Below are 24,199 nucleotides of genomic sequence, written 5' to 3'. Positions count from 1 at the left end.
ACGCGGCGTTAAGCGTGCCCAGAAAGAAATTGACTCAGTCATGCCGATCAAGGGCGACGTGCACTTGCGGGTGGATGCGTTCTCACCGATGGGCCGCCCTTCCAGCTCTGCGTCGATTCTGATCAGCCACCCCGGGTACCCGCCGCTGCCGCCGCTGTATGAGGCTGTGATGACCGGCATGTCGACCATGGGCGCCACGTTCACCGGCATCGAGTTCATCGACGGCGTGGCCTACGCGCAGTCCTGGTGGGTTCGCGTTCCGTAGCAACACCCTTACCACTCTCCCCTCTATTCACTGCCGCGATATGGCGGCCAAGGAATCCCCGTGTCCGAAGTAGACGAACGCGATCTTGAACTGCTCAAGCTGGCTGCAAAGGCCGGCAGACTGGAAATCGAGCCCTGCACCTGTCGAGACCCGAAATGGCCTTTCCGCCTGAAGGGCCAGTCGGGCGTGCGGGCTCACTGGAACCCACTGATCAATGACGGCGATGCTCTGCGCCTAGCTGTGCTGATGGGCCGTGCTGATCGCCTGGGCATCCAGATCCACATCGTCGAGCCGTTCGACGCGGACACGGACCCGTACACCATCGTGGATGCCGAGCGCTTTGGTGAATTCGACATTTACCACGGCGATGACCCATTCCGCGCAACTCGGCGGGCAATCGTTGAGGCGGCCGCGGCGATCGGGAGCAAATCATGACACGCCTCTCCCTCTGCCTCCTGCTGCCGCTTCTCGGGCTGGTGGCGAGCTCGGCATGGCTTGCATATGAGATGCGCCAGCTCGGCCGATTGAACGCGCAGATGAAATGCCAGCACGCCAGCAACGAGCGCCAGCTCTCCCCGCACGAAACACAACCCGAACATACACCCGCACTGGCGCCTGGGCGCTGGATTGACGAGAGGTATCAGCTGTGATTGACAAGCTCAACACGAACGTGCCGGATTCGGGCGTTGGGATGCTGCTCCCGCGCCGGCAGAAATGGGGAGTGCCAGGGGAGTCCTACCCGTGCCCATCGCATTCCGGCGCGAACTGCAGCATGTGTGGCGGCACTGGGTATCGCTCAGTGTGCAATTCAACCGCATGCCACGAGCATGGCTGCCAGGACGGCGGGTGCTCCAGCAGCGCCGAACGGTATCGCTCCCAGCAGGCCCGCAAGGTGAAGCCATGACCGACCTGATCGAAGTGAAGACGGCAGACCTGGTGGGCGAGCAACTGGCCTGGGCGGTCGCCAAGGCCGAGGGGCTGGATGTGCATGTGGCCAAGCCGCACTACGGCGCACCGCACAGGGTGTTCGTCAACTATCGCGGCGAAGCAACAGAGCGTTGCGAGCGGTATAACCCTCACGAGAGCTGGACGCTTGGCGGGGAGTTGATCGAGAAGCACCAAGTGTCACTGTCGCCGCCGACCAGCGCCGTGCACCGCAACTTCGGCTACATGGACAAGCGCAACGGCTATTACGAGTCGGGACTCTGGAGCAGCACGATCTTCGGCAAAGAGCGAAAGCACCGCCGCACCGCGTTCCATCACCCGAAAAAACCCCTGGTCGTAGCCATGCAAGCAATCGTCCAGCTTGAGTTTGGAGATACCGTCCAGGTGCCGAAGGAGCTGATGCCATGATCGCCCTCGTCTATATGGCCTACCTGATCTATCGAGCGCCGCGATGAGTTCGGCAGTCAAAGTGCTCGACCCATGCAGCGCCAGCCGGATGATGTGGTTCGACAAGCAGGACCAGCGCGCCCTGTTCGGTGATATCCGCGACGAAGAGCACCTGCTTTGTGATGGCCGTGTGCTGAAGGTCGAGCCGGACGTGCTGATGGACTTCCGGCAGCTGCCCTTCGATGACTCGACCTTCCGCCTGGTGGTGTTCGATCCGCCGCACCTCACCCGCGCCGGCGTCGATAGTTGGTTGCGCGCCAAGTACGGCCTGCTCACCAGCGACTGGCGCGAAGACATCCGACAGGGGTTCGCCGAATGTTTCAGGGTACTGGAGCCTGAAGGAATCTTGATCTTCAAGTGGAATGAAACGCAGGTGTTGGTGAGCGAGCTGCTGGCCCTGACAGATGAAAAGCCCCTGTTTGGCCACAAGTCCGGCAAGCGCGAAAAGACGCACTGGATAACCTTCATGAAGCGCCCCGCTTCAGCCTAACACCTCCCCTACAACTCAAGCCCGCCGACATGCGCGGGCGAGGATCCCCTATGTCCGCAATCATGAACTACGACCCCAATCTGACCTGCAGTGGCAGCATGGCCAGCCAAACAGTTCGCCTCACATTCGCACTGTGGCAATACCGCGCGCAAGCCGAGGTGATCATCGGCGGAAACTGCACCGGCCTGGAGGTGATATCCGCAGCGGTGGGTTCCGTTTACGAAAAGCTCGAGCAGCGGTCCATCTACAACAGCGCTGACACCTACGCGGTGCTTTTGATGGCAGATCCGAATGATCCGACTCAGACGCTCGAGTGTGGCGATGACGACCCTGATGGCGCGACAGGCGACGACTGGCTGAGCAACATGCTAATAGCCGCCGAGATCATTGCCATCGCGCCGAGGTAACAACCAACCTGCCGCCACCGGCGGCGTGGAGACCATCCATGAACCTGATCGACTGCTACGTCACGAAGATCCTTGGCGAGCCGTACCGCAAGTTCGGCCACTGGTGGGTATCGGTGGAATACACGGCCGAGGGCTGGCCGGGCACCAAAGAAATCATGTTCCGCACCGAGGAAGCCGCCCGGGCGGCGCAGGTCGGGCACCACTTCACGGCCTGAACGGCACGGAGAAAGACATGGCGAATGCCACAGCAGCAAAGCCCTCAAGCATTCAGCCGCGGTTCATCCGGTTCGGCGATGCACCTGGGTATCTCGGCATGTGCCGGGATGAGTTCAACAAGACGGTCAGGCCGAACGTGCGGGAATTCCCCATCGGAAAACAGGGCGTGGCCTTTGACCGCCAGGAGCTTGATGAGTGGGCGGACGCCTACATCGAAGCCAAGGCGATTGAAAAAGCCACCGGACAGGACAACAATCGGCCCCGCAGCGAGCGCCGAGGAGATGATACATGGCGCGAAAAACGATCACCGGCCTCTACGAGAAGGGCGGTGTCTGGCAAATCGACAAAGTCTACAAAGGGGAGCGAATTCGAGAGAGTACTGGAACTGGTGACCGGGAAGAAGCAGAGCAGTACTTGATCCACAAGCTCGAGCAGATGCGTCAACGGAAGGTGTACGGCGTTCGGCAAGTGCACACCTGGGAGGAGGCGGCAATGCGCTACCTCCTTGAGGTCAAGGATCAGCCCTCCATTCACCTTACTGCCCTGTGCATGAAGCAGCTTCACCCTTACCTGGGCCACCTGCCGCTGACGCACATCGATGACCAGGCGCTGGAGCCGTTCATCAGGGATCGGCAGACAGAAAAGGTTCTGGCGGATGGGACCATTGAAAAGGCCGTGAGCAACCGGACGATCAACATCGCCATCGAGCGCGCGGTCCGGGTTTTGACGCTCTGCGCCAGGAAGTGGCGAGACGATGATCGCCGGCCCTGGCTGGACAGTGTGCCCATGCTCAGGAAGCTCGAAGAGAAGAAGTCGAGCCGCAAGCCCTACCCAATGTCATGGGAGGAGCAGTCGATCCTCTTCAACGAGTTGCCGGGCCATCTGCAAACGATGGCCCTGTTCAAGGTAAACACGGGCTGCCGGGAGCAAGAGGTGTGCAAGCTGAGGTGGGATTGGGAGATATCGGTGCCGGAACTGGGAACCAGTGTATTTCTGATCCCCGCTGACTTCGGCGGGAGACACGCCAGGTCGGGCGTAAAGAATGGCGACGAGCGCCTGGTGGTGTTGAACACTGTGGCCAAGTCAATCATTGAAAGGCAGCGCGGGATCAGCAAGGAATGGGTATTCCCATACAACGGCACCGCGATGCACCGAATGAACGACTCGGCCTGGAAGAAGGCACGGGTGAGAGCGGCGAAACTCTGGCAGGAGGAAAACCTTCGCCCTGCTCACCCTGGATATGCCTCTATCAGGATTCACGACTTGAAGCACACATTCGGTCGCCGACTGCGGGCAGCAGGCGTTACTGAAGAGGATCGGAAGTCACTGCTCGGGCACAAGAACGGCAGCATCACCAGTCACTATTCCGGCGCTGAGCTGGGCAAGCTGATTGAGGCTGCAAACATGGTATCAACAACCGACTCGCGCGGGCCGGTGTTGACGATCTTGAAGAGGAAAATCGGATGATGTCCCGAAAAAGTCCCCACACGCATAAATGAAAAAGCCACCCGAAGGTGGCTAAGTCATTGAAATATATGGTCGGGACGGAGTGATTCGAACACTCGACCCCTTGCACCCCATGCAAGTGCGCTACCGGGCTGCGCTACGCCCCGACTGGGCTTGAAGCATGTTCCCCTTGTTGCTGAGAACGATGAAGAATTTACCTTAACCTTTTGAATTATGGAAGCTTTTTTTCCAAAATTCCTGAAACGGCTTCGGTCACTTCTTCAACACCACCAGCACATCCTCCAATTCGACAATCATCTGCCGAATCATCTGTTTGTACTGGGTCGTATCATCCTTGGCTTCATCCCCCGAAAGGCGCAACCGCGCACCGCCGATGGTGAAGCCCTGGTCATACAACAGCGCCCGGATCTGCCGGATCATCAGCACGTCCTGGCGCTGATAATACCGGCGGTTACCGCGGCGCTTCACCGGGTTAAGCTGGGGAAACTCCTGCTCCCAGTAACGGAGCACATGCGGTTTTACCGCACAAAGCTCGCTCACTTCACCAATGGTGAAGTAGCGTTTGCCTGGAATCGGCGGAAGCTCGTCGTTATGACTTGGTTCCAGCATAGGCCTCAACTCGGGCTTTCAACTTCTGCCCTGGACGAAAGGTGACGACTCGACGCGCCGTGATCGGGATCTCTTCACCCGTTTTCGGGTTGCGGCCCGGCCGCTGGCGCTTGTCACGCAAGTCAAAGTTGCCGAAACCCGACAATTTGACCTGCTCGTTGTCTTCAAGAGCGTGCCTGATCTCTTCAAAAAACAGCTCGACCAATTCCTTGGCCTCGCGCTTGTTCAGGCCCAGCTCCTCGTACAGCCGTTCGGCCATCTCAGCTTTCGTCAGAGCACCCATACGCTATTTCCTTAACGTGGTGTTCAACCTTTGTTCAAGCGAGGTGAGAATGTTTTGCGTGGTGGCGTTCACCTCATCGTCGTTAAGAGTGCGCGATGGATGCTGCCAGGTCAAGCCGACGGCCAGGCTTTTTCTATCAGGATCAATACCTTTACCCTGATACACATCAAACAGCCTGAGGTCGGTGAGCCACTCGCCGGCGTTTTCACGGATTACATCCAGCACCGCGCTGGCCGCCACATCACGCCCTGCGATCAACGCCAGGTCACGGCGTACTTCGGGGAAGCGCGACAGTTCGTGGAACTTCGGCAGGCGCCCTTCCACTACATCCGCCAGCACCAGCTCGAACACATACACGGTGCGATCCAGGCCCAGGGTCTTGACCAGCTCGGGGTGCAAGGCGCCCAGGTAGCCGACTTCGACGCCGCCACGCTCGATGCGCGCGGTCTGGCCTGGGTGCAGCGCCGGGTGTTTGCCGGGCACGAAGGTGAAGTCGTCGAGCGAACCGGAGAAGCCCAGTACCGCTTCAACGTCGGCCTTCACATCGAAGAAGTCGATGGTGTCGCGGCCGTTGGCCCAGCCTTCCGGCAGGCGGCTCCCGCAGACCACACCAGCCAGCATCGGCTGTTGCTTGAGGTCGCCCAGCTGGCCGACGAAGCGCTGGCCGCTCTCGAACAGGCGCACGCGGTCTTGCTGGCGGTTGAGGTTGTGCTGCAGTGCCTTGACCAGGCCCGGCCACAGGCTGACACGCATGGCCGCCATGTCGCTGGAAATCGGGTTGGCCAACAGCAGCGGCTCTACGCCAGGGTTGAACAGCTCGAACTGCTTGGGGTCGATGAAGCTGTAGGTGATCGCTTCCTGGTAGCCACGGGCAACCAGCAGGCGACGCAGCGCAGGCAGTTCGCCACGCACTTCAGACCTGGCCTGCGGGGCCAGGCGCGCTTGCGGGTAACGGACCGGCAGGCGGTTGTAGCCGTACAGACGGGCCAGCTCTTCGATCAGGTCCACTTCCAGGCTGATGTCGAAGCGATGGCTGGGCACTTCGACCTGCCACTGCCCGGCCTCACCGCTGGTTTTCAGGCCCAGGCCGTTGAGCAGTTGCTCGACTTCGGCGCTGTCCATCTCCATGCCCAGCATCTGGGTGATGCGCTCGGCACGCAGGGTGACCGGGGCGATGTTGGGCAGGTGCTCTGGGCTGACGGTCTCGATGATCGGGCCGGCTTCGCCGCCTACGATATCCAGCAGCAGGCCAGTGGCGCGCTCCATGGCTTCGCGGGCCAGTTGCGAGTCGACGCCACGCTCGTAGCGGTGCGAGGCATCGGTGTGCAGGCCGTAGGAGCGGGCCTTGCCAGCCACCGAGATCGGCTCGAAGAAGGCGCTTTCAAGGAAGATATCCTTGGTGGTGGCCGCAACACCGCTGTGCTCGCCACCCATCACGCCGGCAATGGCCAGGGCGCGATCGTGGTCGGCGATGACCAGCGTGTCGGCACGCAGGGCAACTTCCTGGCCGTCGAGCAGGACGAGCTTCTCGCCCTCCTCGGCCATGCGCACCCGGATGCCACCGTTGATTTCAGCCAGGTCGAAGGCGTGCAGCGGCTGGCCCAGCTCGATCATCACGTAGTTGGTGATGTCGACGGCAGCATCGATGCTGCGCACGTCACTGCGGCGCAGACGCTCGACCATCCACAGCGGGGTCGGGCGTGACAGGTCGACGTTACGGATAACGCGGCCCAGGTAACGCGGGCACGCGGCCGGCGCCAGCACGTCTACCGGGCGCACGTCGTCGATGCCTGGCGCAATGGCCGGCACGGTCGGGCGGGTGACCGGGGCGCCGTACAGGGCGCCGACTTCACGGGCGAGGCCGGCCAGGGACAGGCAGTCGCCGCGGTTCGGGGTCAGGTCGACCTCGATGCTGGCATCGTCCAGGTCCAGATACACGCGGATGTCCTGGCCAACCGGGGCGTCTGCCGCCAGTTCCAGCAGGCCGTCGTTCTCTTCGCTGATCTGCAGTTCGGCAGCCGAGCACAGCATGCCGTTGGACTCGACGCCACGCAGCTTGGCCTTCTTGATCTTGAAGTCGCCTGGCAGTTCGGCGCCGATCATGGCGAACGGGATCTTCAGGCCAGGGCGCACATTAGGCGCGCCGCACACTACCTGGAAGGTCTCGCTGCCATTGCTGACCTGGCACACGCGCAGCTTGTCGGCGTCGGGGTGCTGCTCGGTGCTCAGCACCTCGCCCACCACGATGCCGCTGAATTGACCGGCGGCCGGGGTTACGCTGTCGACCTCAAGACCGGCCATGGACAGACGTGCCACCAGCTCGTCACGGGATACCTGCGGGTTGACCCAACCGCGCAGCCACTTTTCACTGAATTTCATCCTGCTCTCCTAAAGATTCGTTACGGGTGCGCGACCTAGCGAAATTGCGCAAGGAACCGCAAGTCGTTGTCGAAGAACAGGCGCAAATCGTTGACGCCGTAACGCAGCATGGCCAGGCGCTCGGCCCCCATGCCAAATGCGAAGCCCGAGAACTCTTCGGGGTCGATACCAGACATGCGCAGCACGTTCGGGTGCACCATGCCGCAGCCCATGACTTCGAGCCAACCGGTCTGCTTGCACACACGGCAGCCCTTGCCGCTGCACATCACGCACTGGATATCGACTTCAGCCGAAGGCTCGGTGAAGGGGAAGAACGACGGACGGAAACGTACCGCCAGCTCTTTTTCGAAGAACACGCGCAGGAATTCTTCGATGGTGCCTTTGAGGTCGGCAAAATTGATGTCGCGATCGATCAGCAGGCCTTCGACCTGGTGAAACATCGGCGAGTGGGTAATGTCCGAGTCGTTGCGGTACACGCGACCCGGGCAGACAATGCGAATCGGCGGCTGAGTGGACTCCATGGTCCGCACTTGCACCGGCGAGGTGTGGGTGCGCAGCAGCATGTTGGCATTGAAGTAGAAGGTGTCATGCATTGCCCGGGCCGGGTGGTGGCCGGGAATGTTGAGCGCTTCGAAGTTGTGGTAGTCGTCTTCGACTTCCGGGCCTTCGGCGATGCCGTAGCCGATATGGGTGAAGAACTGCTCGATGCGTTCGAGGGTACGGGTGACAGGGTGCAAACCACCGGAGGTCTGGCCACGGCCAGGCAAGGTGACGTCAATGCATTCGGCAGCCAGGCGAGCGCTGAGCTCGGCTTCTTCATAGGCGGCCTTGCGGGCGTTGAGCACCTCGGTCACGCGTTCCTTGGCTTCGTTGATCAGCGCGCCGACTTTGGGCCGCTCTTCAGCCGGCAGGTTGCCCAGGGTCTTCATCACCTGAGTCAGTTCGCCTTTCTTGCCAAGGAATTGAACCCGGATCTGCTCCAGGGCATTGATGTCTTCAGCGCGCTCCACAGCCTCGAGGGCTTGGGAGACCAACGCATCCAGGTTTTCCATGTACAGACTCCAGATACAAAATAGGGGAAGAGCTTACAGGCTCTTCCCCTATCTATGACGTTTAACATCCGCCGCCGACATCGACGGCGAATGATTGTCGTGGGTACTTAAGCCAGAACGGCTTTAGCCTTTTCGACAATCGCAGCAAACGCCGCTTTTTCGTTCACTGCCAGATCAGCCAGAACTTTGCGGTCGATTTCGATCGACGCTTTTTTCAGGCCAGCGATCAGGCGGCTGTAGGACAGACCGTTGACGCGAGCACCAGCGTTGATACGAGCGATCCACAGAGCGCGGAACTGACGTTTTTTCTGGCGACGGTCGCGGTAGGCGTATTGGCCTGCCTTGATGACCGCTTGCTTGGCAACACGGAATACGCGCGAGCGAGCGCCGTAGTAACCTTTAGCCAGTTTCAGAATTTTCTTGTGACGCTTACGAGCGATGACGCCACGCTTTACACGAGCCATGAGTAATTTCCTCTATCTATAACCAAAAATTAACGAAGGCGCAGCATGCGCTCGACTTTTGCAACGTCCGACGCGTGCAGCAGGCTGCTACCGCGAAGTTGACGCTTACGCTTGGTCGACATTTTGGTCAGGATGTGGCTCTTGAAAGCGTGTTTGTGCTTGATGCCGTTAGCCGTTTTCAAGAAACGCTTGGCTGCACCGCTTTTGGTTTTCATTTTTGGCATGTTCGGATACTCCGCATTCAGTTGATAAACATAACCGCAAGGCCTGCCGTGCCCTGGTGGTTATTTCTTTTTCTTGGGGGCGATGACCATCAAAAGCTGGCGTCCTTCCATCTTAGGATGCTGTTCGACGGTCCCGTATTCGGCAAGATCAGCTTCGATCCGCTTCAACAGTTCCATACCCAGCTCCTGGTGGGCCATCTCACGACCACGGAATCTCAGAGAGATTTTGGTCTTGTCCCCATCAGTAAGGAAACGTACCAGGTTGCGTAGTTTTACCTGGTAATCCCCTTCCTCCGTCCCTGGACGAAACTTGATTTCTTTGATCTGGATGATCTTCTGGTTCTTCTTCGCCGCAGCCTGCTGCTTTTTCTTCTCGAACAGGCTTTTGCCGTAGTCGAGGACTTTGCAGACAGGCGGAACGGCGTCAGCAGAAATTTCTACCAGGTCCAGTTTCGCTTCTTCAGCGATACGAAGCGCTTCTTCAATCGAGACGATGCCCAACTGCTCGCCGTCAGCGCCAATTAACCGAACCTCACGTGCCGAGATATTCTCGTTGATCGGGGCTTTCGGTGCAGCTCGTTTATCTTGTCTCATATCACGCTTAATAGTAATTACTCCGAATCTTGGCGACCACGCCGGGAAACCGCTTGCGCGAGCAGGTCCGCAAATTGGGCGACGGGCATGGAGCCCAGGTCAGCACCTTCGCGGGTACGCACAGCGACAGTTTGCGTTTCGACTTCCCGATCCCCGATAACCAGGAGATAGGGAACCTTGAGCAAGGTATGCTCGCGGATTTTAAAGCCGATTTTCTCATTTCTCAAGTCGGACTTGGCACGGAAGCCGCTTTCGGCCAGAGTTTTTTCCACTTTCTGGGCGAAATCCGCTTGTTTGTCGGTGATATTCATGATCACCGCCTGCGTAGGCGCCAGCCAGGCTGGGAATGCACCTTCGTAGTGCTCGATGAGAATTCCGACGAAACGCTCGAACGAACCGAGGATGGCACGGTGCAGCATCACCGGATGCTTGCGGCCGTTGTCTTCGGAGACGTATTCGGCGCCCAGACGGATCGGCAGGTTGAAGTCGAGCTGCAGGGTACCACACTGCCACACACGGCCAAGGCAATCCTTCAGCGAGAATTCGATTTTCGGGCCGTAGAACGCCCCTTCACCCGGCTGCAGGTCGTACGGCAGGCCGGCGCTGTCGAGCGCGGCGGCCAATGCGCCTTCGGCACGGTCCCACAGGTCGTCGGAGCCCACGCGCTTTTCAGGGCGCGTCGAGAGCTTGAGCTCGATGTCCTTGAAGCCGAAGTCCTTGTACACATCCAGGGTCAGCTTGATGAACGCGGCGGACTCGGACTGCATCTGTTCTTCGGTGCAGAAGATGTGCGCATCGTCCTGCACGAAGCCGCGCACACGCATGATGCCGTGCAGGGCGCCCGAAGGCTCGTTGCGATGGCAAGCGCCGAACTCGGCCAAACGCAGCGGCAGCTCGCGGTAGCTCTTCAGGCCCTGGTTGAACACCTGTACGTGGCACGGGCAGTTCATCGGCTTGATGGCGTAGTCGCGGTTCTCGGACTGGGTGGTGAACATGTTGTCACCGTAGTTGGCCCAGTGCCCGGACTTCTCCCACAGCGTGCGGTCGACCACTTGCGGGGTCTTGATTTCCAGGTAGCCATTGTCGCGCTGCACCTTGCGCATGTACTGCTCGAGCACCTGGTACAGGGTCCAGCCATTGGGGTGCCAGAACACCATGCCCGGCGCTTCTTCCTGGAGGTGGAACAGGTTCAGGCGCTTGCCGATCTTGCGGTGGTCGCGTTTCTCGGCCTCTTCGATGCGCTGGATGTAGGCGGCCAGCTGCTTCTTGTCAGCCCAGGCCGTGCCGTACACACGTTGCAGTTGCTCGTTCTTGGCGTCGCCGCGCCAGTAGGCACCGGACAGCTTGGTCAGCTTGAACGACTTGAGAAAGCGCGTATTGGGCACGTGCGGGCCGCGGCACATGTCGACGTATTCTTCATGGAAGTACAGGCCCATGGCCTGTTCGTTCGGCATGTCTTCGACCAGGCGCAGCTTGTAGTCTTCGCCACGGGCCTTGAACAGCTCGATCACCTCGGCGCGCGGGGTGACCTTCTTGATGACGTCGTAGTCCTTCTCGATCAGCTGCTGCATGCGCTGCTCGATCGCCGCCAGGTCTTCCGGGGTGAAGGGACGCTCATACGCGATGTCGTAGTAGAAGCCCTCGTCGATGACCGGGCCGATCACCATCTTGGCGGTCGGGTACAGCTGCTTGACGGCATGACCGACCAGGTGAGCGCAGGAGTGACGGATGATCTCCAGCCCCTCTTCGTCCTTGGGCGTGATGATTTGCAGGCTGGCGTCCTGCTCGATCAGGTCGCACGCGTCGACCAGCTTGCCGTCGACCTTGCCGGCCACGGTGGCCTTGGCCAGGCCTGCACCAATGGATGCGGCGACCTCGGCTACGGTTACGGCCTTGTCGAACGAACGTTGACTGCCATCGGGAAGAGTAATAGTGGGCATGGCGCCTCCTCTCCTAGTGGTGACCCCTACCAAAGGTCACGTGGGTTGGGATGAGCCAGTACGCGATTCGACCCTGTCTTTGCAATGCAAAGCCTGCCTCACAGTGGCAGAAGCCCAAGGGCCTGCCAGGGTACGAACCAGAGTGACTGGATACATATATATAGAAAGATTTGAGCGGCAAGACGAATCGGCCAAATCCTGAGCCAGGCATGCTAGCACAAAGCTTTCGGCGCGTAGGGCCATGGGCCGGGGATATGCAGAAATATTCTGAATTTAGACCGATGCGGTGAACTTGAGCGGTTTTTTTCCGCTCAGAGATTAGGAAGCGACCTACTCTAGATACACCCGACCTAATAAAGGAGTGACCGGTATGCGACTTCATTCTCTTCTGGCCTTGGCGGCCACTGGTGCCCTGCTGCTGCCGCTTGGCGCCAACGCAGGCACTGTTCCACCAGGCTACCTGACGTCCTGCGTGGCCACCGCCTCTGCCCAGCCGGGCATGACGAAACAATCCGCCGAAAAGCACTGCAGCTGCAGCGTGAATGTGATCGAAAAAAACTTTTCGGACGCAGAGATCAAAGAGCTCAACAGCACTGACGGCGTAGACCAGAAGCTTATAGACAAGGCAAAACAGCTGGTTACGCAGGCCTGCAAGCCCCAGAAATAAGGGCGTAGGCCATACAAAACTCAGTTAATTTGCGCCAGATCAGCATTCGGCACACGTAAAAGTCACCACAAGCGCAAAATTAGACTATGATGCCTCTGTGCACCTTGTTGGCCTCGGCGACACCGCACTACTGAAAAACATCATGTTTCCTGGAGATACACCCATGTCCAATCGCCAAACCGGCACCGTCAAATGGTTCAACGATGAAAAAGGCTTCGGCTTCATCACTCCACAAGGTGGCGGCGACGACCTGTTCGTACACTTCAAGGCCATCGAGTCTGACGGCTTCAAGAGCCTGAAAGAAGGCCAGACCGTCTCCTTCGTTGCCGAAAAAGGCCAGAAGGGCATGCAGGCTGCACAAGTTCGTCCAGAGTAAGTTCTGACGAATTAAAAAAACCCGTCCTTGGACGGGTTTTTTTGTGCCTGCCGTTTATGCAACGGCAGGCCCGGGGCGGAATCAGCCGCAGTTGACCCGGGTGACCACGCCCTTGTCGTCGGCGTTGAGGTTCAAGCGCTCGGAACGGTACTCCAGGGTGATCATGTCGGTCGGCTTGAGCACGCGGGCGATCTGCGCCCCGCTCGCCTTGCGCGCCTGCTCCAGCAGCTCGGGGGTTGCTGGCTTGCCGACGGTGAATGCGGCGTTGCTGGCATCGCAGCGACCATCGAGGTTCGGTGCTGCCGCTACCTCTGGCGCCTTGGACGATGAGCCATCGGTACTGCAACCTGCCAGAACCACGGCTGCCAACAGGCTCGCCAATGTTGCACGCGTGCGGAACATGAATCCTCCTTTCAAATACTGGAATGCTGTCTGATACGACAGTTTTAAGCACTTTTGGTTGCAAAACGTCCCAGTCTGCCTGAGACGTGCTCGTCAGGGAAACCTCAATCGTGACCGGATTTTGCCTGAGCGCAGCGGTTCAGTAGATATCGATGTAGTCGCTGGCGGGCTTGGGCCAGTTGCTGGCCAGCACGTTATACACCTGCATGACCCAGCGTTCGTCGTCGGCGGCAACAGGGCCCACGCAGCCCGAGCCAGCGGCCCAGGTCTCGAGGCGAAACAGCAGGCCATCGAGCTCGCGCCCGCCGGTAATCTGCGACAGGTAGGCAATGCCGCCGCGGGTGACGCGCAACTGGTTGTGGATTCGGTCGTTGCCTTCGGCCAGCAGCTGGCGCACCTGCTGGGGGGTGAGCTGCTCGGGGGTGTTCAAGTCGATCTGCACGGGGTGTCCTCGGGCGTGCGCGGTGGCTGTGGGGTGCAGGGTACATCAGGCGGACTCTGTTCGCCCTCTTCACTGGCAAGCCAGCTCCACGGCTACCGCGCCGACCCAAGTGCCAACGACGAATCGGTACAGACGTCACGAATAAGCGAACCCAACCACCATTTAGTTTGCCTAGCCCCGCTGCTTATGCATAAGTAGCAGTGCTGGCCCTGTTGCAACATGTTTAACTTGTACCTGTTGGCGGAGCGCAATCATGCCCCCGCTGTAGACGCCAGGGCCCGGCATCTGCACCAAACAGCACGCGTATTTTCGATCGAGACCCCCATGAATAGCCCCACCCTGGACACCAACATCAAGGTCACATGGCCTGACGGCCATCGTTCCTACAGCCCCGGCACCACCGAAGAGCTGTTCATCATCGCCGCCGACCTGCTGCTTCAAGACCTCGGCCACGAAGCTGCCCGCACCTTCGTCGACCAGGTGTTCGAACGCCACTGGCCCGCGACCGAACACCAGCCCACACCCATTACTGCAATCGAGCAAGACGCTCGCTGAGCAGATCGAAAAAGCCCTGGGCATCGCCGCTCTCGATCCACATCACATTGGCCGGTAGCTCGAGCGTGCCGTACCAGTCCGCAATGGTCTGACCAAAGGTCGGGCCTTCGCGGCTATCCACGCTCATGTGAATCTGCCGGCCACTGAACAGCTCGGGCTTGAGCAAGTAGGCAATCACGCTGGCATCGTGCACCGGCCCACCCGGCAGGCCGTAGTGCGCCATGTCCCCCTTGACGTAAGCATCCAAAATATCGCCCACCAGCTTGCTGGCGTGGTTGTTCAACCCGCGAATCTGCTTCAGGCGCGCCTCGCTGGTGAGTACCTTGTGGGTCACGTCCAGCGGCAGGTAGGTGAGCTTGACCCCGCTGCGCAACACGACCTCTGCCGCCTGTGGGTCGGCGTACAGGTTGAACTCGGCCACCGGGGTGATATTGCCGCCATTGAAGTGGGCACCGCCCATCACCACCACTTCCTTGATGCCCTTGACGATCTGCGGGGCCTGAATCAGCGCCAGTGCCAGGTTGGTCTGCGGGCCGAGCATGGCAAGGGTGATGCTGTTGGGTTCAGCGCCACCGAGGGTGTCGATCAGGTACTGCACCGCGCTGCCCTGGGCCAGGCCCTTTTTCGGCTCGTGCACCGCCACGCCAGGCAAGCCCTCCTCGCCATGGATGTTCTCGGCATAGATCGGCGTGCGCACCAGCGGCGTGGGCGCGCCGGCGTACACCGGCACCTCTTCGCGCCCCGCCCACTCCCGGGCCAGCCGTGCGTTGCGCGAGGTCTTGTCGAGTCGCACATTACCGGCCACGGTGGTAATGGCGCGCACCTTCAGTTCCTCTGGCGACGCCAGGGCGAACAACAACGCCACCACGTCATCCGCGCCGGGGTCGGTATCGATGATCAGGTCGCGGGGCGCGGCCAGCACGGCAGTACTCGACAGGGCAGACATAAGCACTAAACCTCGTAGCAAACGTTTGGCTTTTTGGACACGTTCAGGCATTGGGCACTCCTTGTGCTCAGGGGACAACAGTCAAAAGGTCACGCCCGCCACCAGCGCGATGTTGGTATAGGGCTGGCATTCGCCGGTGCGTACGATGGCCCTGGCCTGCGCACCGAGCTGCTTGAACGCCGCATGGCTCATCAAATGGCGCGCGCCCAGCTCGCCGCGGGCATGCAGCAGCTCGATGCCTGCCAGGGCCGGCGGCCTGTGTTGCAGGGTCTCGTCGGCCAGCACGTGGCTTTCGACCTGCATTTCGGCCAGCACCGTGTGCAAGGTACTGATGAAATCCGGTATGCCGGGCGTCAGTGCAAGGTCGATCAGCTCGACACCGGCAGGCACGGGCAGGCCGGCGTCGCCGATCAGCACCACATCGCCATGCCCCAGCGACGCGATCAGGCGCGACAGGGCGATATTGAGCAACGGGGTCTTCTTCATGGCGTGCTCCCCTGCAGTTCGCTCAGATACGGAATGGAGGGCTGGGCACCGGCGCGGGTGACCGAAATGGCGGCGGCCTGCTGGCCAAAGGCAATGGCCTCGCGCTCCGACCTGCCAGCGGCCAACGCAGCGGCAAAGCCACCGACGAAGGTATCCCCGGCCGCCGTGGTGTCCAGTGGCTGCACCCGCGTCGCCGGAAAATGCGCAAAACCCTGGCCATCGGCGAACAGAGCGCCTTGCGCGCCCAGGGTGACGATCACCTTGCCCACCCCCAGCGCCAGCAGTCGGCTGGCGGCTGCCTGCGCCTCCTGCAGCGAAGCCACCGGCAGCCCGGTCAGGGCGCTGGCCTCGCTCTCGTTGGGGATCAGGTAGTCGATGTTGGCAAACCAGTCAGCCGGCAGCGGCCCGGTGGCCGGTGCCGGGTTGAGGATCACGGTCTTGCCCAGCGCCCGGCCACGGGCCAGGGTATGTGCCACGGTGGCCTGCGGTACTTCGAGCTGGCAGATGATCACATCGGCAGCCTGCAGCAGGCGGTCCAGGCGCTGTACCGATGCCGGCAGCAAGTGCCCATTGCCACCGGCCACGATGACGATGGCGTTCTGGCTGCTGGCATCCACCACGATCAGTGCCACACCACTGGAAACACCCGCCGCCGTGTCCACGCCCTGGCAATCGATGCCCTCGTCGAGCAGCGCCTGACGCAACTGCGCACCGTAGGCGTCCTCCCCCACACAGCCGATCATTGCCACCGCTGCCCCCAACCGCGCAGCTGCTACCGCCTGGTTGGCGCCCTTGCCGCCCGGCACGGTGCCGAACCACTCGCCGGCCAGGGTTTCCCCCGCCTGCGGCAGGCGCTCGGCGCGGGTCACCAGGTCCATGTTCAGGCTGCCTACCACCACTACATTCGCTTGCATGGCATGTCGGTCCTAGCGGTAATCATTGAAGAGGTCGGGACGCGGCCCGGTGGACTCGCGCAGCACGATGCTCGGCGCGACGATGCGCTGCTCTACCCCACTGCGCTGCGGCTCACCGATACGCCGCAGCAACAGTTCGGACGCCATCTCGCCCAGCTCGCGGATCGACTGCCCTACCGTGGTCAGCGCAGGGTAGACGTACTGGCTCATCTGGATATCGTCGAAACCGATCACCGACAGTTCGCTCGGCACGCAGATGTTGCGCTCGGCCGCGGCACGCAGCACGCCCATGCCGATCATGTCGTTGGCCGCGAAGATCGCGGTCGGGCGGTCGTGGCCCAGCAGTTGCGCTGCGGCGCCATAGCCGCCCAGGCTGGTAAAGTCGCTGTCCACCACGCGGCCCTCGCGCAGGGGCACCCCGGCCTGGGCCAGTGCCCGGTGAAAGCCGGCCAGGCGCATCTTGGCCACGCTGGTGTGTGCCGGGCCGTTGATGCAGGCGATGTCCTGGTGCCCCAGCTCCAGCAGGTGCCGGGTGGCCAGGTAGGCCCCCTGCTCGTGGTCGATGCGCACCAGGTCGGCGTCGACGCCCGCCAGCGCGCGGTCGACGATCACCATGGGCGTGCGCACGCTGGCCAGGCTGTCGAGCAGGTCGGCCTCCTCGCCCACCGAGGCCACGATCAGACCGTCGATGCGTTTCTCCAGCAGCACGCGCAGGTAGCTGCGCTGCTTGCGCGGGTCGTCGTCGGAGTTGCACAGGATCACGCAGTAGCCATTGCGCTCGCAGCCATCCTCGATGCCCCGCGCCAGTTCGGCGAAATACGGGTTGACGCTGTTGGGCACCAGCAGGCCGATGGTGGCCGTGCAGCGCGCCTTGAGCGAGCGCGCTACCGCACTGGGCACGTAGTCCAGCTCGGCAATCGCCGCTTCTACCTTGCGCCGCACCGGTTCGCTCACCGGGCGGGTCTTGTTCAGCACGTGGGAAACGGTGGTATAGGAAATACCCGCCAGCGCCGCTACATCTTTGATGGTTGCCATTGTTCAGGTCCGCCGGCGCGCGCGCCGGCTGCGGTAAGTGTCGAGAACCACGGCGATCACGATGACCGCCCCGGTGATGATGCGTTTGGTCGGCTCGCTGGCGCCGATCTGCGCCAGCCCTGCGGCCAGCACCGAAATGATCAGCACACCGAAGAAGGTGCTGATGACCGAACCTCGACCGCCCATCAGGCTGGTGCCGCCGATCACCACGGCGGCAATCACCTGCAGCTCCAGCCCGGAGCCGGCATTGGGGTCGGCGGCCTCCAGCCGCGAGATCTGGAACAGCGCCGCCAGGCCGGCCAGCAGGCCCATCAGCGAGAACACCAGAATCTTGTACGGGCGCGGATCGATGCCGGCCAGGCGCACGGCCTCTTCGTTGGTGCCGATGCCGATCAGGTAACGGCCGAACACGGTGCGGGTCAGTACCAGTTGCGCCACCACGATCACCAGCAAGGCGATGATGAAGGCCGGCGAAATGCCGAAGGCCACCGGCTCCGACAGCCAGGCAAAGGCATCACCGATGTACGCGGTGCGCGAGTCGGTGAGCTGGTAGGCCACGCCACGCGCCATTTCCAGCACACCCAGCGAGACGATGAACGAAGGGATGCGCCAGGCCACGGTGATCGAGCCGGTAAGGGTCCCGGCCAGTGCCGCGCACCCCATGCCGAGCAGTGCCGCCGGCAGCACGCTCCAGCCCCAGCCCAGAATCGCCACGCTGACCGCCGACGCGGCCAGGGCCAATACCGAGCCCACCGACAGGTCGATGCCGCCGATGATCAGCACGAAGGTCATGCCCACCGCCAGCACCATCAGGTCGGGGATCTGGTTGGCCAGGGTGCTGAAGGTGCCGTACGACAGAAAGTGGCTGCTCAGCAACGAGAACAGCACCACCATCGCCAGCAGCGCACCGGCCAGGCCCAGGTAGGTCCCCAGGCCGAGGTAGGTACCGCTGCGCCGGGCCGGTGGGCCAGGCGGTGTGTCTATCGGGGAAGTGTTCATGCGGGGTTCCTGGGCACTGCGTCTTGCAGCAGCGCGTCACGTTTCTGATAGCCGGCAAAGGCGGCGGCCAGTAGCTGGTCCTGGCTCCAGTGCTCACGCTCGAAGGTTTCAATCAGGCGCCCTGCCGAAAGCACGCCGATGCGATCGCAGATCAGCATCAGTTCGCGCAGGTCGCTGGACACCACCAGCAGCGCCTTGCCCTGGCGGGTCAGCTCGGCGAGCAGCCCATAGATGTCGAACTTGGCGCCCACATCGATACCGCGCGTGGGTTCGTCGAACAGCAGCACGGCGCAGTCGCGCTCCAGCCAGCGGCCGATCACCACCTTTTGCTGGTTGCCACCCGACAGCTCGCCCACCGTTTGTGCGGGCCCGGCGCTGCGGATGCGCATGGCCTGGATCTGGCGCTCGGCCAGGGCACGCTCGGCAGCACCATCCACCAGGCCCGCGCGTGAGATCGCCGGCATGTTGCCCAACGCCAGGTTGGCACTGACCGACTGCGACAACAGCAGGCCTTCGCCCTTGCGGTCTTCGGTAATCAGGGCCACGCCGTGGCGCACTGCAGCCATGGGCGAGTCGATACGCACCGGGCGCAGCGGGCTGCCCAGCTCGATGCTGCCACTGTCGGCCGTGTCGGCACCGAAGATCAGGCGCAGCAGCTCGGTACGCCCGGCACCGATAAGCCCGGAGATGCCGAAGATTTCGCCGCTGCGCACCTCGAACGAGACGTCCTGCACCTTGTCGCCCCGGCCCAGGCCGCTGACACGCAGTACCGGCTCGCCGATCGTGCGGCGCCCCAGGTCGATATGCTCGCCCAGCTCGCGCCCCACCATCAGGTTGACCAGTTGCTCGCTGCTGTAGCGCTGCATCGGTTCCACGCACACCAGCTTGCCGTCGCGCAGCACGGCAATGCGCTGGGCGATGCGCTTGAGCTCTTCGAGGCGGTGGGAAATGTAGATGATCGACACACCCCGTTGCTGCAGGCGCTCGATCTGGCGGAACAGCAGCTCCACCTCGCGTGCGGTGAGCATCGCGGTGGGCTCGTCGAGAATCAGCACATGGCAGTCGCCGATCAGGTTGCGGGCGATCTCCACCATCTGCTGATGGCCGATACCCAGCTCGCCGACCAGCGTATCGGGGTCGATCGCTTCGAGCCCCACCTGCGCCATTGCCGCGGTCGCCAGTTGGCGCAGGCGCGTGCGATTGACCCAGCCGGCGCGGCTGGGCAGGTTGTGCAGAAACAGGTTCTCGGCCACGCTCAGGGTCGGCAGCAGGTTGAGCTCCTGCATCACCATGCGCACGCCCAGGCGCTCGGCCGCGGTGCGGCTGGCGGGCTGATACACCTGGCCCTGGTAGAACATCTGCCCGGTGGTGGGGGTTTCGAGCCCGCCGATGATCTTCGACAGGGTGCTCTTGCCCGCACCGTTCTCGCCAGTCAGGGCCAGCACTTCGCCGCGCAGCAGGGACAGTTCGATATCGCCCAGCACGGGCTGGGCGTAGGTCTTGCCGATTGCACTGACCGACAACACGACATCCGCAGTCGCCGACATAAGATGTTCTCCTGGCGCCCGCACCACGGCAGGCACCGTCAGCGGGCTAGGGCTGCTTGACCAGCTCGACCGGGGTCTGGATGACGTTGTCGGCATCCACGTCCGGCTTCTCGCCGCGCAGCATCTTCAGGGCCGCCTCGATACCGAACACCGCCTGCTTGGCGGCGTATTGATCGGCCGTGGCCAGCACGCGACCGTCGCGCAGCATCGGCTGGATCGCCTTGATGTTGTCGTAGCCCACCACCTGCACCGCGCCGACCTTGCCTGCCGCGCGCACCGCCGACACCGCGCCGAGCGCCATGCTGTCGTTGCCGGCCAGCAGCGCCTTGAGGTCGGGGTATTCGTTGAGCATGGCCGAGGCCACGGCATTGCCCTTGTCGATCTCCCAGTTGCCCGATTGCACCGAGACAATCTTGATCTTGGCTGCCTCCATGGCGTCCTTGAAACCGGCGGTACGCTGCTGGGCGTTGGTGGTGGTCGGCACGCCCTCGATGATGCCGACCTGATCGCCCACGCTCAGGCGGGTGGCCAGGTACTCGCCCACCAGGCGCGCGCCCTTGCGGTTGTCGGGGCCCACGAAGGGCACGCTGAGGTTCTTGCTCTTGAGTACATCCGGGTCGAGGCGGTTGTCGATGTTGACCACGGTGATCCCCGCGTCCATGGCCTTCTTGACCACTGGCACCAGGGCCTTGGAATCGGCCGGGGCAATCACCAGCGCGTTGACCCCGGAGACGATCATCTGCTCGACGATGCGGATCTGGTTGCTGGTATCGGACTCGTCCTTTATGCCATTGGATACCAGGTCGAACTCGCCTGCGTGGTCTCTCTGGTAGGCCTTGGCGCCGTCTTCCATGGTGAGGAAGAACTCGTTGGCCAGCGACTTCATCACCAAGGCTACCTTGGGCTTGGCGGTGTCGGCATGGGCGTGGCTGAAGGGTACGGCGGTGGCGAGGGTGGCCAGCATGGCAACGGCCAACAGGCGTCCAGCAAAGGGCAGCGTCATGGGTTCACTCCGAATCTTATGATTTTTGTCGGGTCGCAAACGTTTGCGGTTAACAACTATGGAAACGCTACCGGGTTTTGTCAAATCTGCCGACCGCCCTTCATGGCCCCAATAGTGCCGGGAATTATCCTTAAAATCTTCGGAAAACCGAACATCTGGCACCGCAATAATTCGGGTTTCCGAAAACAGTGCCGGGCAGCACGGGGCATAAGCCCAAATAAATTTCTTATAAATCAATGAATTGACGTCAACGCTCAGTTAATTGGGCAACTGGTACGCTTTCTGCTGAACTTGTGTGGGCAACACAGCAATTTCACTCATAAGGAACAATAACGATGAAAGCTGCGCTTCACTCCTTCGCTCCGGCCGCCCTGGCCCTGTTCATGTTCTTCCCTGCTGGCGCCTACGCCAAGGAAGCCGAAACCCAACAGAAACTCGCCAACGTGGTTATCCTCGCCACCGGCGGCACCATTGCCGGTGCTGGTGCCAGCGCCGCCAACAGCGCTACCTATCAAGCCGCCAAGGTGGGCGTCGACAAGCTGATTGCCGGTGTTCCGGAGCTGGCCAACCTGGCCAACGTGCGCGGCGAGCAGGTGATGCAGATCGCCTCCGAAAGCATCACCAACGAAAACCTGCTGCAACTGGGCAAGCGCGTTGCCGAGCTGGCCGACAGCAAGGACGTGGACGGCATCGTGATCACCCACGGTACCGACACCCTCGAAGAGACCGCCTACTTCCTCAACCTGGTGGAAAAGACCGACAAGCCGATCGTGGTCGTGGGCTCCATGCGCCCCGGTACCGCAATGTCGGCCGACGGCATGCTCAACCTGTACAACGCCGTGGCCGTGGCCAGCGACAAGCAATCGCGCGGCAAGGGCGTGCTGGTGACCATGAACGACGAGATCCAGTCCGGTCGCGACGTGAGCAAGTCGATCAACATCAAGACCGAAGCGTTCAAGAGCGCCTGGGGCCCGATGGGCATGGTCGTGGAAGGCAAGTCGTACTGGTTCCGCCTGCCGGCCAAGCGCCACACGATGGATTCGGAATTCGACATCAAGACCATCAGCAGCCTGCCTGCCGTGGACATCGCCTACAGCTACGGCAACGTCAGCGACACCGCCTACAAGGCCCTGGCGCAAAATGGCGCCAAGGCCATCATCCATGCCGGTACCGGCAACGGTTCGGTGTCCTCGCGCGTAGTGCCGGCCCTGCAGGAACTGCGCAAGAACGGCGTGCAGATCATCCGTTCGTCCCACGTCAACCAGGGCGGGTTCGTGCTGCGCAACGCCGAGCAGCCTGACGACAAGAACGACTGGGTAGTGGCGCACGACCTGAACCCGCAAAAAGCGCGCATCCTGGCCATGGTCGCCCTGACCAAGACCCAGGACAGCAAAGAGCTGCAGCGCATCTTCTGGGAATACTGAGTGCAGTAGCCCGGCAGGCCGCCCTTCCTACAGCGGGGCGGCCTAACCTCTTGTAACCTCGCCACTTTTATTTTGCCCACGGTGCAGCAAAGCCTGCGCCGTGTGGTCACATGGGTTCTTTGAGCGACACGCAGTTGCGAAAAGCCTTACAGTAAAATACTGTATGCGCATACAGCAAAAACAAGGAACCTGTACCTGTGGCCACCTCCTCTGCCGCCAAGCCCGTCAGCAGCTACGAGCAACTGGGCATCCGCATTCAGAAAATCATCAACTCGCCAACCGCGCAGAAGTCCCGCGCGGCGCTGATCTTTCGCCTGGAGCACGAGTCGCCTGCCGACTGGGAGACCCTGCTCGAGGAAATCGCCGAAAACGACAACGTCACCCTGGCCTACCGGGATGACGGCGGCGTGCAGATTTTCTGGGTTGTGCCCAAGGAAGACTGAAGCCGTCGCCAGGCGCTGCCCGCCCACCCTGCTCCGACTTGTCGCCCTTCTGGGCGATGGTGTTATCCGTAGAATCTGGAAGTAATGATGTTCAAGAATCTTGCAGCTGCAGTGATGCTGCTGATGTTGTTGTGTGGCCAGGTGTTTGCTGAAACGCGTATCGGCACCTGGAACCTGGAACACCTAAGCGACCGCCCCAACAAGGACTTCAAGGCCATTGCCAAGGTCGCCAAAAATGTGGATTTTCTGGCTGTGCAAGAGCTGATGAGCGAAGCGGCCCTGGACAAGCTGGCCAGGGAACTCAGCCGCCAGAGCGGCGAGCCCTGGAGCCACATGGCCTCCGATGCGGTAGGCAGGTCTTCGTACAAGGAAATGTATGGTTTCGTGTGGAAGGACAGCAAGGTCGCCTATGAAGACGGTGCGGTGTCCTACCTGGACCGCAAGAAGATCTTCGAGCGCGAGCCCTACTCCGCGCGCTTCAAGTCACTCACCGACAATGCCTATTTCGTGGTGGCCACGGTGCATATCGTGTACGGGAAAAAGCCGTCTGACCGGGTCGCGGAAATCGATGCGCTGTCGAGCTACTGGACCTGGCTGAAGGAAGTCTACCCCGGCAACAATCACATCCTGCTGATGGGCGACTTCAACATGCCGCCCACTTCGCCTGCCTGGAAGTCGCTCAATGCCGCAGCCAGACCACTGGTGGTCGCAGGCGCCAGCACGCTGTCAACAACCGACGGCAAATTCGCCAACCTTTACGACAATATCTTCGTCAGCCATTCCTCGCCGCTGAAGGTCAACAGCGTGGGCGTGTACGACTACCCGAAACACCTGGGCATGACCCACCAGCAAGGCCGGGCGAACATCTCCGATCACGCGCCGATATTCCTGCGTGCAGAGCTGGGGCAAGGCAAGGGCACGGCCACGACCGCCGCTTCACCGGCAAGACCCGCCGCACCCGCCAAAACCAAGGCTGCAACTGTGGCCGACGCCACCGGGCAAGTGCGCGGCAACCGGGCCAAGAAGCGCTACCACCGCCCGGACTGCCCGTCGTACAACAGCATTGCCGAAAAGAATCGGGTCGAGTTCAGCAGCGAATCTGCCGCCCAGGCAGAGGGCTACAGCATCGCCGGCAACTGCCAGAAGGCCGGCTGAGGGGATAACGGTGCAGCCTTGAC

32 protein-coding genes and 1 tRNA gene are annotated in these 24,199 nt (G+C 61.5%); 15 read left to right on the top strand and 18 right to left on the bottom strand.

Annotated features, from left to right (window positions below; all coding sequences use genetic code 11):
- The 9 genes from DN387_RS13900 to DN387_RS13860 all read left to right on the top strand — a co-directional run.
- On the top strand, positions 1 to 265 hold a 265-nt coding region (locus tag DN387_RS13900), incomplete at its 5' end, for a hypothetical protein (protein ID WP_254506093.1).
- A gap of 60 nt (positions 266 to 325) precedes the next feature.
- Entirely contained in the window at positions 326 to 700 is a 375-nt protein-coding gene (locus DN387_RS13895) for a hypothetical protein (protein ID WP_054915255.1), read from the top strand.
- Positions 697 to 915, top strand: a complete 219-nt coding sequence (locus DN387_RS13890) for a hypothetical protein (protein ID WP_054915256.1) — start codon at positions 697 to 699, stop codon at positions 913 to 915. Before DN387_RS13895 ends, DN387_RS13890 begins: the two co-directional genes overlap by 4 nt.
- 250 nt (positions 916 to 1,165) lie before the next feature.
- The gene (locus DN387_RS13885) at positions 1,166 to 1,618 is read left to right on the top strand and encodes a phage protein NinX family protein (protein ID WP_054915257.1); all 453 of its coding nucleotides are present in this window, start codon (positions 1,166 to 1,168) and stop codon (positions 1,616 to 1,618) included.
- Positions 1,619 to 1,661: 43 nt separating this feature from the next.
- Positions 1,662 to 2,147 carry a methyltransferase gene (locus DN387_RS13880; RefSeq protein WP_054915258.1) on the top strand — a complete coding sequence of 162 codons (486 nt, stop codon included), beginning with the start codon at positions 1,662 to 1,664 and terminating at the stop codon, positions 2,145 to 2,147.
- A 50-nt stretch (positions 2,148 to 2,197) separates the two neighbouring features.
- Positions 2,198 to 2,554, top strand: a complete 357-nt coding sequence (locus DN387_RS13875; protein ID WP_054915259.1) for a DUF5406 family protein — start codon at positions 2,198 to 2,200, stop codon at positions 2,552 to 2,554.
- Positions 2,555 to 2,592: 38 nt separating this feature from the next.
- Complete coding sequence (locus DN387_RS13870) at positions 2,593 to 2,769, top strand: hypothetical protein (protein ID WP_177332958.1); 177 nt, start codon at positions 2,593 to 2,595, stop codon at positions 2,767 to 2,769.
- A gap of 17 nt (positions 2,770 to 2,786) precedes the next feature.
- The gene (locus tag DN387_RS26140) at positions 2,787 to 3,188 is read left to right on the top strand and encodes a hypothetical protein (RefSeq protein ID WP_230849534.1); all 402 of its coding nucleotides are present in this window, start codon (positions 2,787 to 2,789) and stop codon (positions 3,186 to 3,188) included.
- Positions 3,074 to 4,237, top strand: a complete 1,164-nt coding sequence (locus tag DN387_RS13860) for a site-specific integrase (protein ID WP_236171611.1) — start codon at positions 3,074 to 3,076, stop codon at positions 4,235 to 4,237. The genes DN387_RS26140 and DN387_RS13860 overlap by 115 nt, the downstream gene beginning before the upstream one ends.
- A 69-nt stretch (positions 4,238 to 4,306) precedes the next feature.
- Here the strand turns inward: DN387_RS13860 and DN387_RS13855 are convergent.
- From DN387_RS13855 to thrS, 9 genes are all read right to left on the bottom strand, one after another.
- A tRNA-Pro gene (locus DN387_RS13855) sits at positions 4,307 to 4,383 on the bottom strand.
- Between the two features lie 106 nt (positions 4,384 to 4,489).
- A complete protein-coding gene (locus tag DN387_RS13850; protein ID WP_043860798.1) occupies positions 4,490 to 4,846 on the bottom strand; it encodes a MerR family transcriptional regulator in 357 nt (118 codons plus the stop codon).
- A complete protein-coding gene (ihfA, locus tag DN387_RS13845; protein ID WP_002553164.1) occupies positions 4,827 to 5,129 on the bottom strand; it encodes an integration host factor subunit alpha in 303 nt (100 codons plus the stop codon). Before ihfA ends, DN387_RS13850 begins: the two co-directional genes overlap by 20 nt.
- A 3-nt stretch (positions 5,130 to 5,132) precedes the next feature.
- Positions 5,133 to 7,508 (bottom strand): phenylalanine--tRNA ligase subunit beta, encoded by a 2,376-nt coding sequence (gene pheT / locus DN387_RS13840; RefSeq protein ID WP_054915261.1) that lies wholly within the window; start codon positions 7,506 to 7,508, stop codon positions 5,133 to 5,135.
- A 35-nt stretch (positions 7,509 to 7,543) separates the two neighbouring features.
- A complete protein-coding gene (gene pheS / locus DN387_RS13835) occupies positions 7,544 to 8,560 on the bottom strand; it encodes a phenylalanine--tRNA ligase subunit alpha (protein WP_054915262.1) in 1,017 nt (338 codons plus the stop codon).
- A gap of 107 nt (positions 8,561 to 8,667) precedes the next feature.
- Complete coding sequence (gene rplT, locus DN387_RS13830) at positions 8,668 to 9,024, bottom strand: 50S ribosomal protein L20 (RefSeq protein ID WP_043860801.1); 357 nt, start codon at positions 9,022 to 9,024, stop codon at positions 8,668 to 8,670.
- 29 nt (positions 9,025 to 9,053) lie between these two features.
- A complete protein-coding gene (gene rpmI, locus DN387_RS13825) occupies positions 9,054 to 9,248 on the bottom strand; it encodes a 50S ribosomal protein L35 (protein ID WP_027620572.1) in 195 nt (64 codons plus the stop codon).
- Positions 9,249 to 9,308: 60 nt separating this feature from the next.
- Complete coding sequence (gene infC, locus DN387_RS13820) at positions 9,309 to 9,860, bottom strand: translation initiation factor IF-3 (protein WP_173925091.1); 552 nt, start codon at positions 9,858 to 9,860, stop codon at positions 9,309 to 9,311.
- Positions 9,860 to 11,782, bottom strand: coding sequence for a threonine--tRNA ligase (gene thrS, locus DN387_RS13815; protein WP_043860803.1), 1,923 nt, complete (start codon positions 11,780 to 11,782; stop codon positions 9,860 to 9,862). The genes infC and thrS overlap by 1 nt, the downstream gene beginning before the upstream one ends.
- 370 nt (positions 11,783 to 12,152) lie before the next feature.
- Here thrS and DN387_RS13810 point away from each other — a divergent pair, with 370 nt between their 5' ends.
- Positions 12,153 to 12,449 carry a hypothetical protein gene (locus tag DN387_RS13810; RefSeq protein ID WP_054915263.1) on the top strand — a complete coding sequence of 99 codons (297 nt, stop codon included), beginning with the start codon at positions 12,153 to 12,155 and terminating at the stop codon, positions 12,447 to 12,449.
- 163 nt (positions 12,450 to 12,612) lie between these two features.
- The gene (locus DN387_RS13805) at positions 12,613 to 12,825 is read left to right on the top strand and encodes a cold-shock protein (protein WP_003179963.1); all 213 of its coding nucleotides are present in this window, start codon (positions 12,613 to 12,615) and stop codon (positions 12,823 to 12,825) included.
- An 81-nt stretch (positions 12,826 to 12,906) separates the two neighbouring features.
- Here DN387_RS13805 and DN387_RS13800 read toward each other — a convergent pair whose 3' ends face one another.
- Together DN387_RS13800 and DN387_RS13795 are read right to left on the bottom strand one after the other, a co-directional pair.
- Entirely contained in the window at positions 12,907 to 13,227 is a 321-nt protein-coding gene (locus tag DN387_RS13800) for an I78 family peptidase inhibitor (RefSeq protein WP_043860805.1), read from the bottom strand.
- A gap of 139 nt (positions 13,228 to 13,366) precedes the next feature.
- Positions 13,367 to 13,669 carry a hypothetical protein gene (locus DN387_RS13795; RefSeq protein ID WP_054915264.1) on the bottom strand — a complete coding sequence of 101 codons (303 nt, stop codon included), beginning with the start codon at positions 13,667 to 13,669 and terminating at the stop codon, positions 13,367 to 13,369.
- A 324-nt stretch (positions 13,670 to 13,993) separates the two neighbouring features.
- On the opposite strand from DN387_RS13795, the gene DN387_RS13790 reads away from it, so the two are divergent.
- Positions 13,994 to 14,224 (top strand): hypothetical protein, encoded by a 231-nt coding sequence (locus DN387_RS13790; protein ID WP_043860807.1) that lies wholly within the window; start codon positions 13,994 to 13,996, stop codon positions 14,222 to 14,224.
- Here DN387_RS13790 and DN387_RS13785 read toward each other — a convergent pair.
- The 7 genes from DN387_RS13785 to DN387_RS13755 are packed head-to-tail and all read right to left on the bottom strand — an operon-like array spanning position 14,196 to position 21,154.
- The gene (locus tag DN387_RS13785; protein WP_054915265.1) at positions 14,196 to 15,221 is read right to left on the bottom strand and encodes a nucleoside hydrolase; all 1,026 of its coding nucleotides are present in this window, start codon (positions 15,219 to 15,221) and stop codon (positions 14,196 to 14,198) included. The genes DN387_RS13790 and DN387_RS13785 overlap by 29 nt on opposite strands.
- Positions 15,222 to 15,251: 30 nt before the next feature.
- On the bottom strand, positions 15,252 to 15,656 hold the full coding sequence (gene rbsD / locus DN387_RS13780; protein WP_043860809.1) for a D-ribose pyranase: 405 nt from the start codon (positions 15,654 to 15,656) through the stop codon (positions 15,252 to 15,254).
- Positions 15,653 to 16,570: a ribokinase gene (rbsK, locus tag DN387_RS13775; RefSeq protein WP_054915266.1), complete on the bottom strand. Its 918-nt coding sequence runs from the start codon at positions 16,568 to 16,570 to the stop codon at positions 15,653 to 15,655. The genes rbsD and rbsK overlap by 4 nt, the downstream gene beginning before the upstream one ends.
- 12 nt (positions 16,571 to 16,582) lie before the next feature.
- Entirely contained in the window at positions 16,583 to 17,605 is a 1,023-nt protein-coding gene (locus DN387_RS13770; RefSeq protein ID WP_043860811.1) for a LacI family DNA-binding transcriptional regulator, read from the bottom strand.
- A 3-nt stretch (positions 17,606 to 17,608) separates the two neighbouring features.
- Positions 17,609 to 18,604: an ABC transporter permease gene (locus DN387_RS13765; RefSeq protein ID WP_054915267.1), complete on the bottom strand. Its 996-nt coding sequence runs from the start codon at positions 18,602 to 18,604 to the stop codon at positions 17,609 to 17,611.
- Positions 18,601 to 20,151: a sugar ABC transporter ATP-binding protein gene (locus DN387_RS13760; protein ID WP_054915268.1), complete on the bottom strand. Its 1,551-nt coding sequence runs from the start codon at positions 20,149 to 20,151 to the stop codon at positions 18,601 to 18,603. Before DN387_RS13760 ends, DN387_RS13765 begins: the two co-directional genes overlap by 4 nt.
- A gap of 46 nt (positions 20,152 to 20,197) precedes the next feature.
- Positions 20,198 to 21,154 carry a sugar ABC transporter substrate-binding protein gene (locus DN387_RS13755; protein WP_043860814.1) on the bottom strand — a complete coding sequence of 319 codons (957 nt, stop codon included), beginning with the start codon at positions 21,152 to 21,154 and terminating at the stop codon, positions 20,198 to 20,200.
- A gap of 335 nt (positions 21,155 to 21,489) precedes the next feature.
- Here DN387_RS13755 and DN387_RS13750 point away from each other — a divergent pair, with 335 nt between their 5' ends.
- The 3 genes from DN387_RS13750 to DN387_RS13740 all read left to right on the top strand — a co-directional run bounded on the left by DN387_RS13750 (position 21,490) and on the right by DN387_RS13740 (position 24,176).
- A complete protein-coding gene (locus DN387_RS13750) occupies positions 21,490 to 22,578 on the top strand; it encodes an asparaginase (protein WP_043860815.1) in 1,089 nt (362 codons plus the stop codon).
- Positions 22,579 to 22,775: 197 nt separating this feature from the next.
- Entirely contained in the window at positions 22,776 to 23,021 is a 246-nt protein-coding gene (locus DN387_RS13745) for a DUF1654 domain-containing protein (protein ID WP_043860816.1), read from the top strand.
- An 87-nt stretch (positions 23,022 to 23,108) separates the two neighbouring features.
- Positions 23,109 to 24,176: an endonuclease/exonuclease/phosphatase family protein gene (locus DN387_RS13740; RefSeq protein WP_054915269.1), complete on the top strand. Its 1,068-nt coding sequence runs from the start codon at positions 23,109 to 23,111 to the stop codon at positions 24,174 to 24,176.
- The last annotated feature ends 23 nt before the right edge of the window (positions 24,177 to 24,199 follow it).

The organism is Pseudomonas sp. FBF18 (assembly GCF_024261405.1).
In the GTDB taxonomy this organism is placed as follows: domain Bacteria; phylum Pseudomonadota; class Gammaproteobacteria; order Pseudomonadales; family Pseudomonadaceae; genus Aquipseudomonas; species Aquipseudomonas palmensis.
This window is presented reverse-complemented; position numbering and strand designations above follow the sequence as displayed.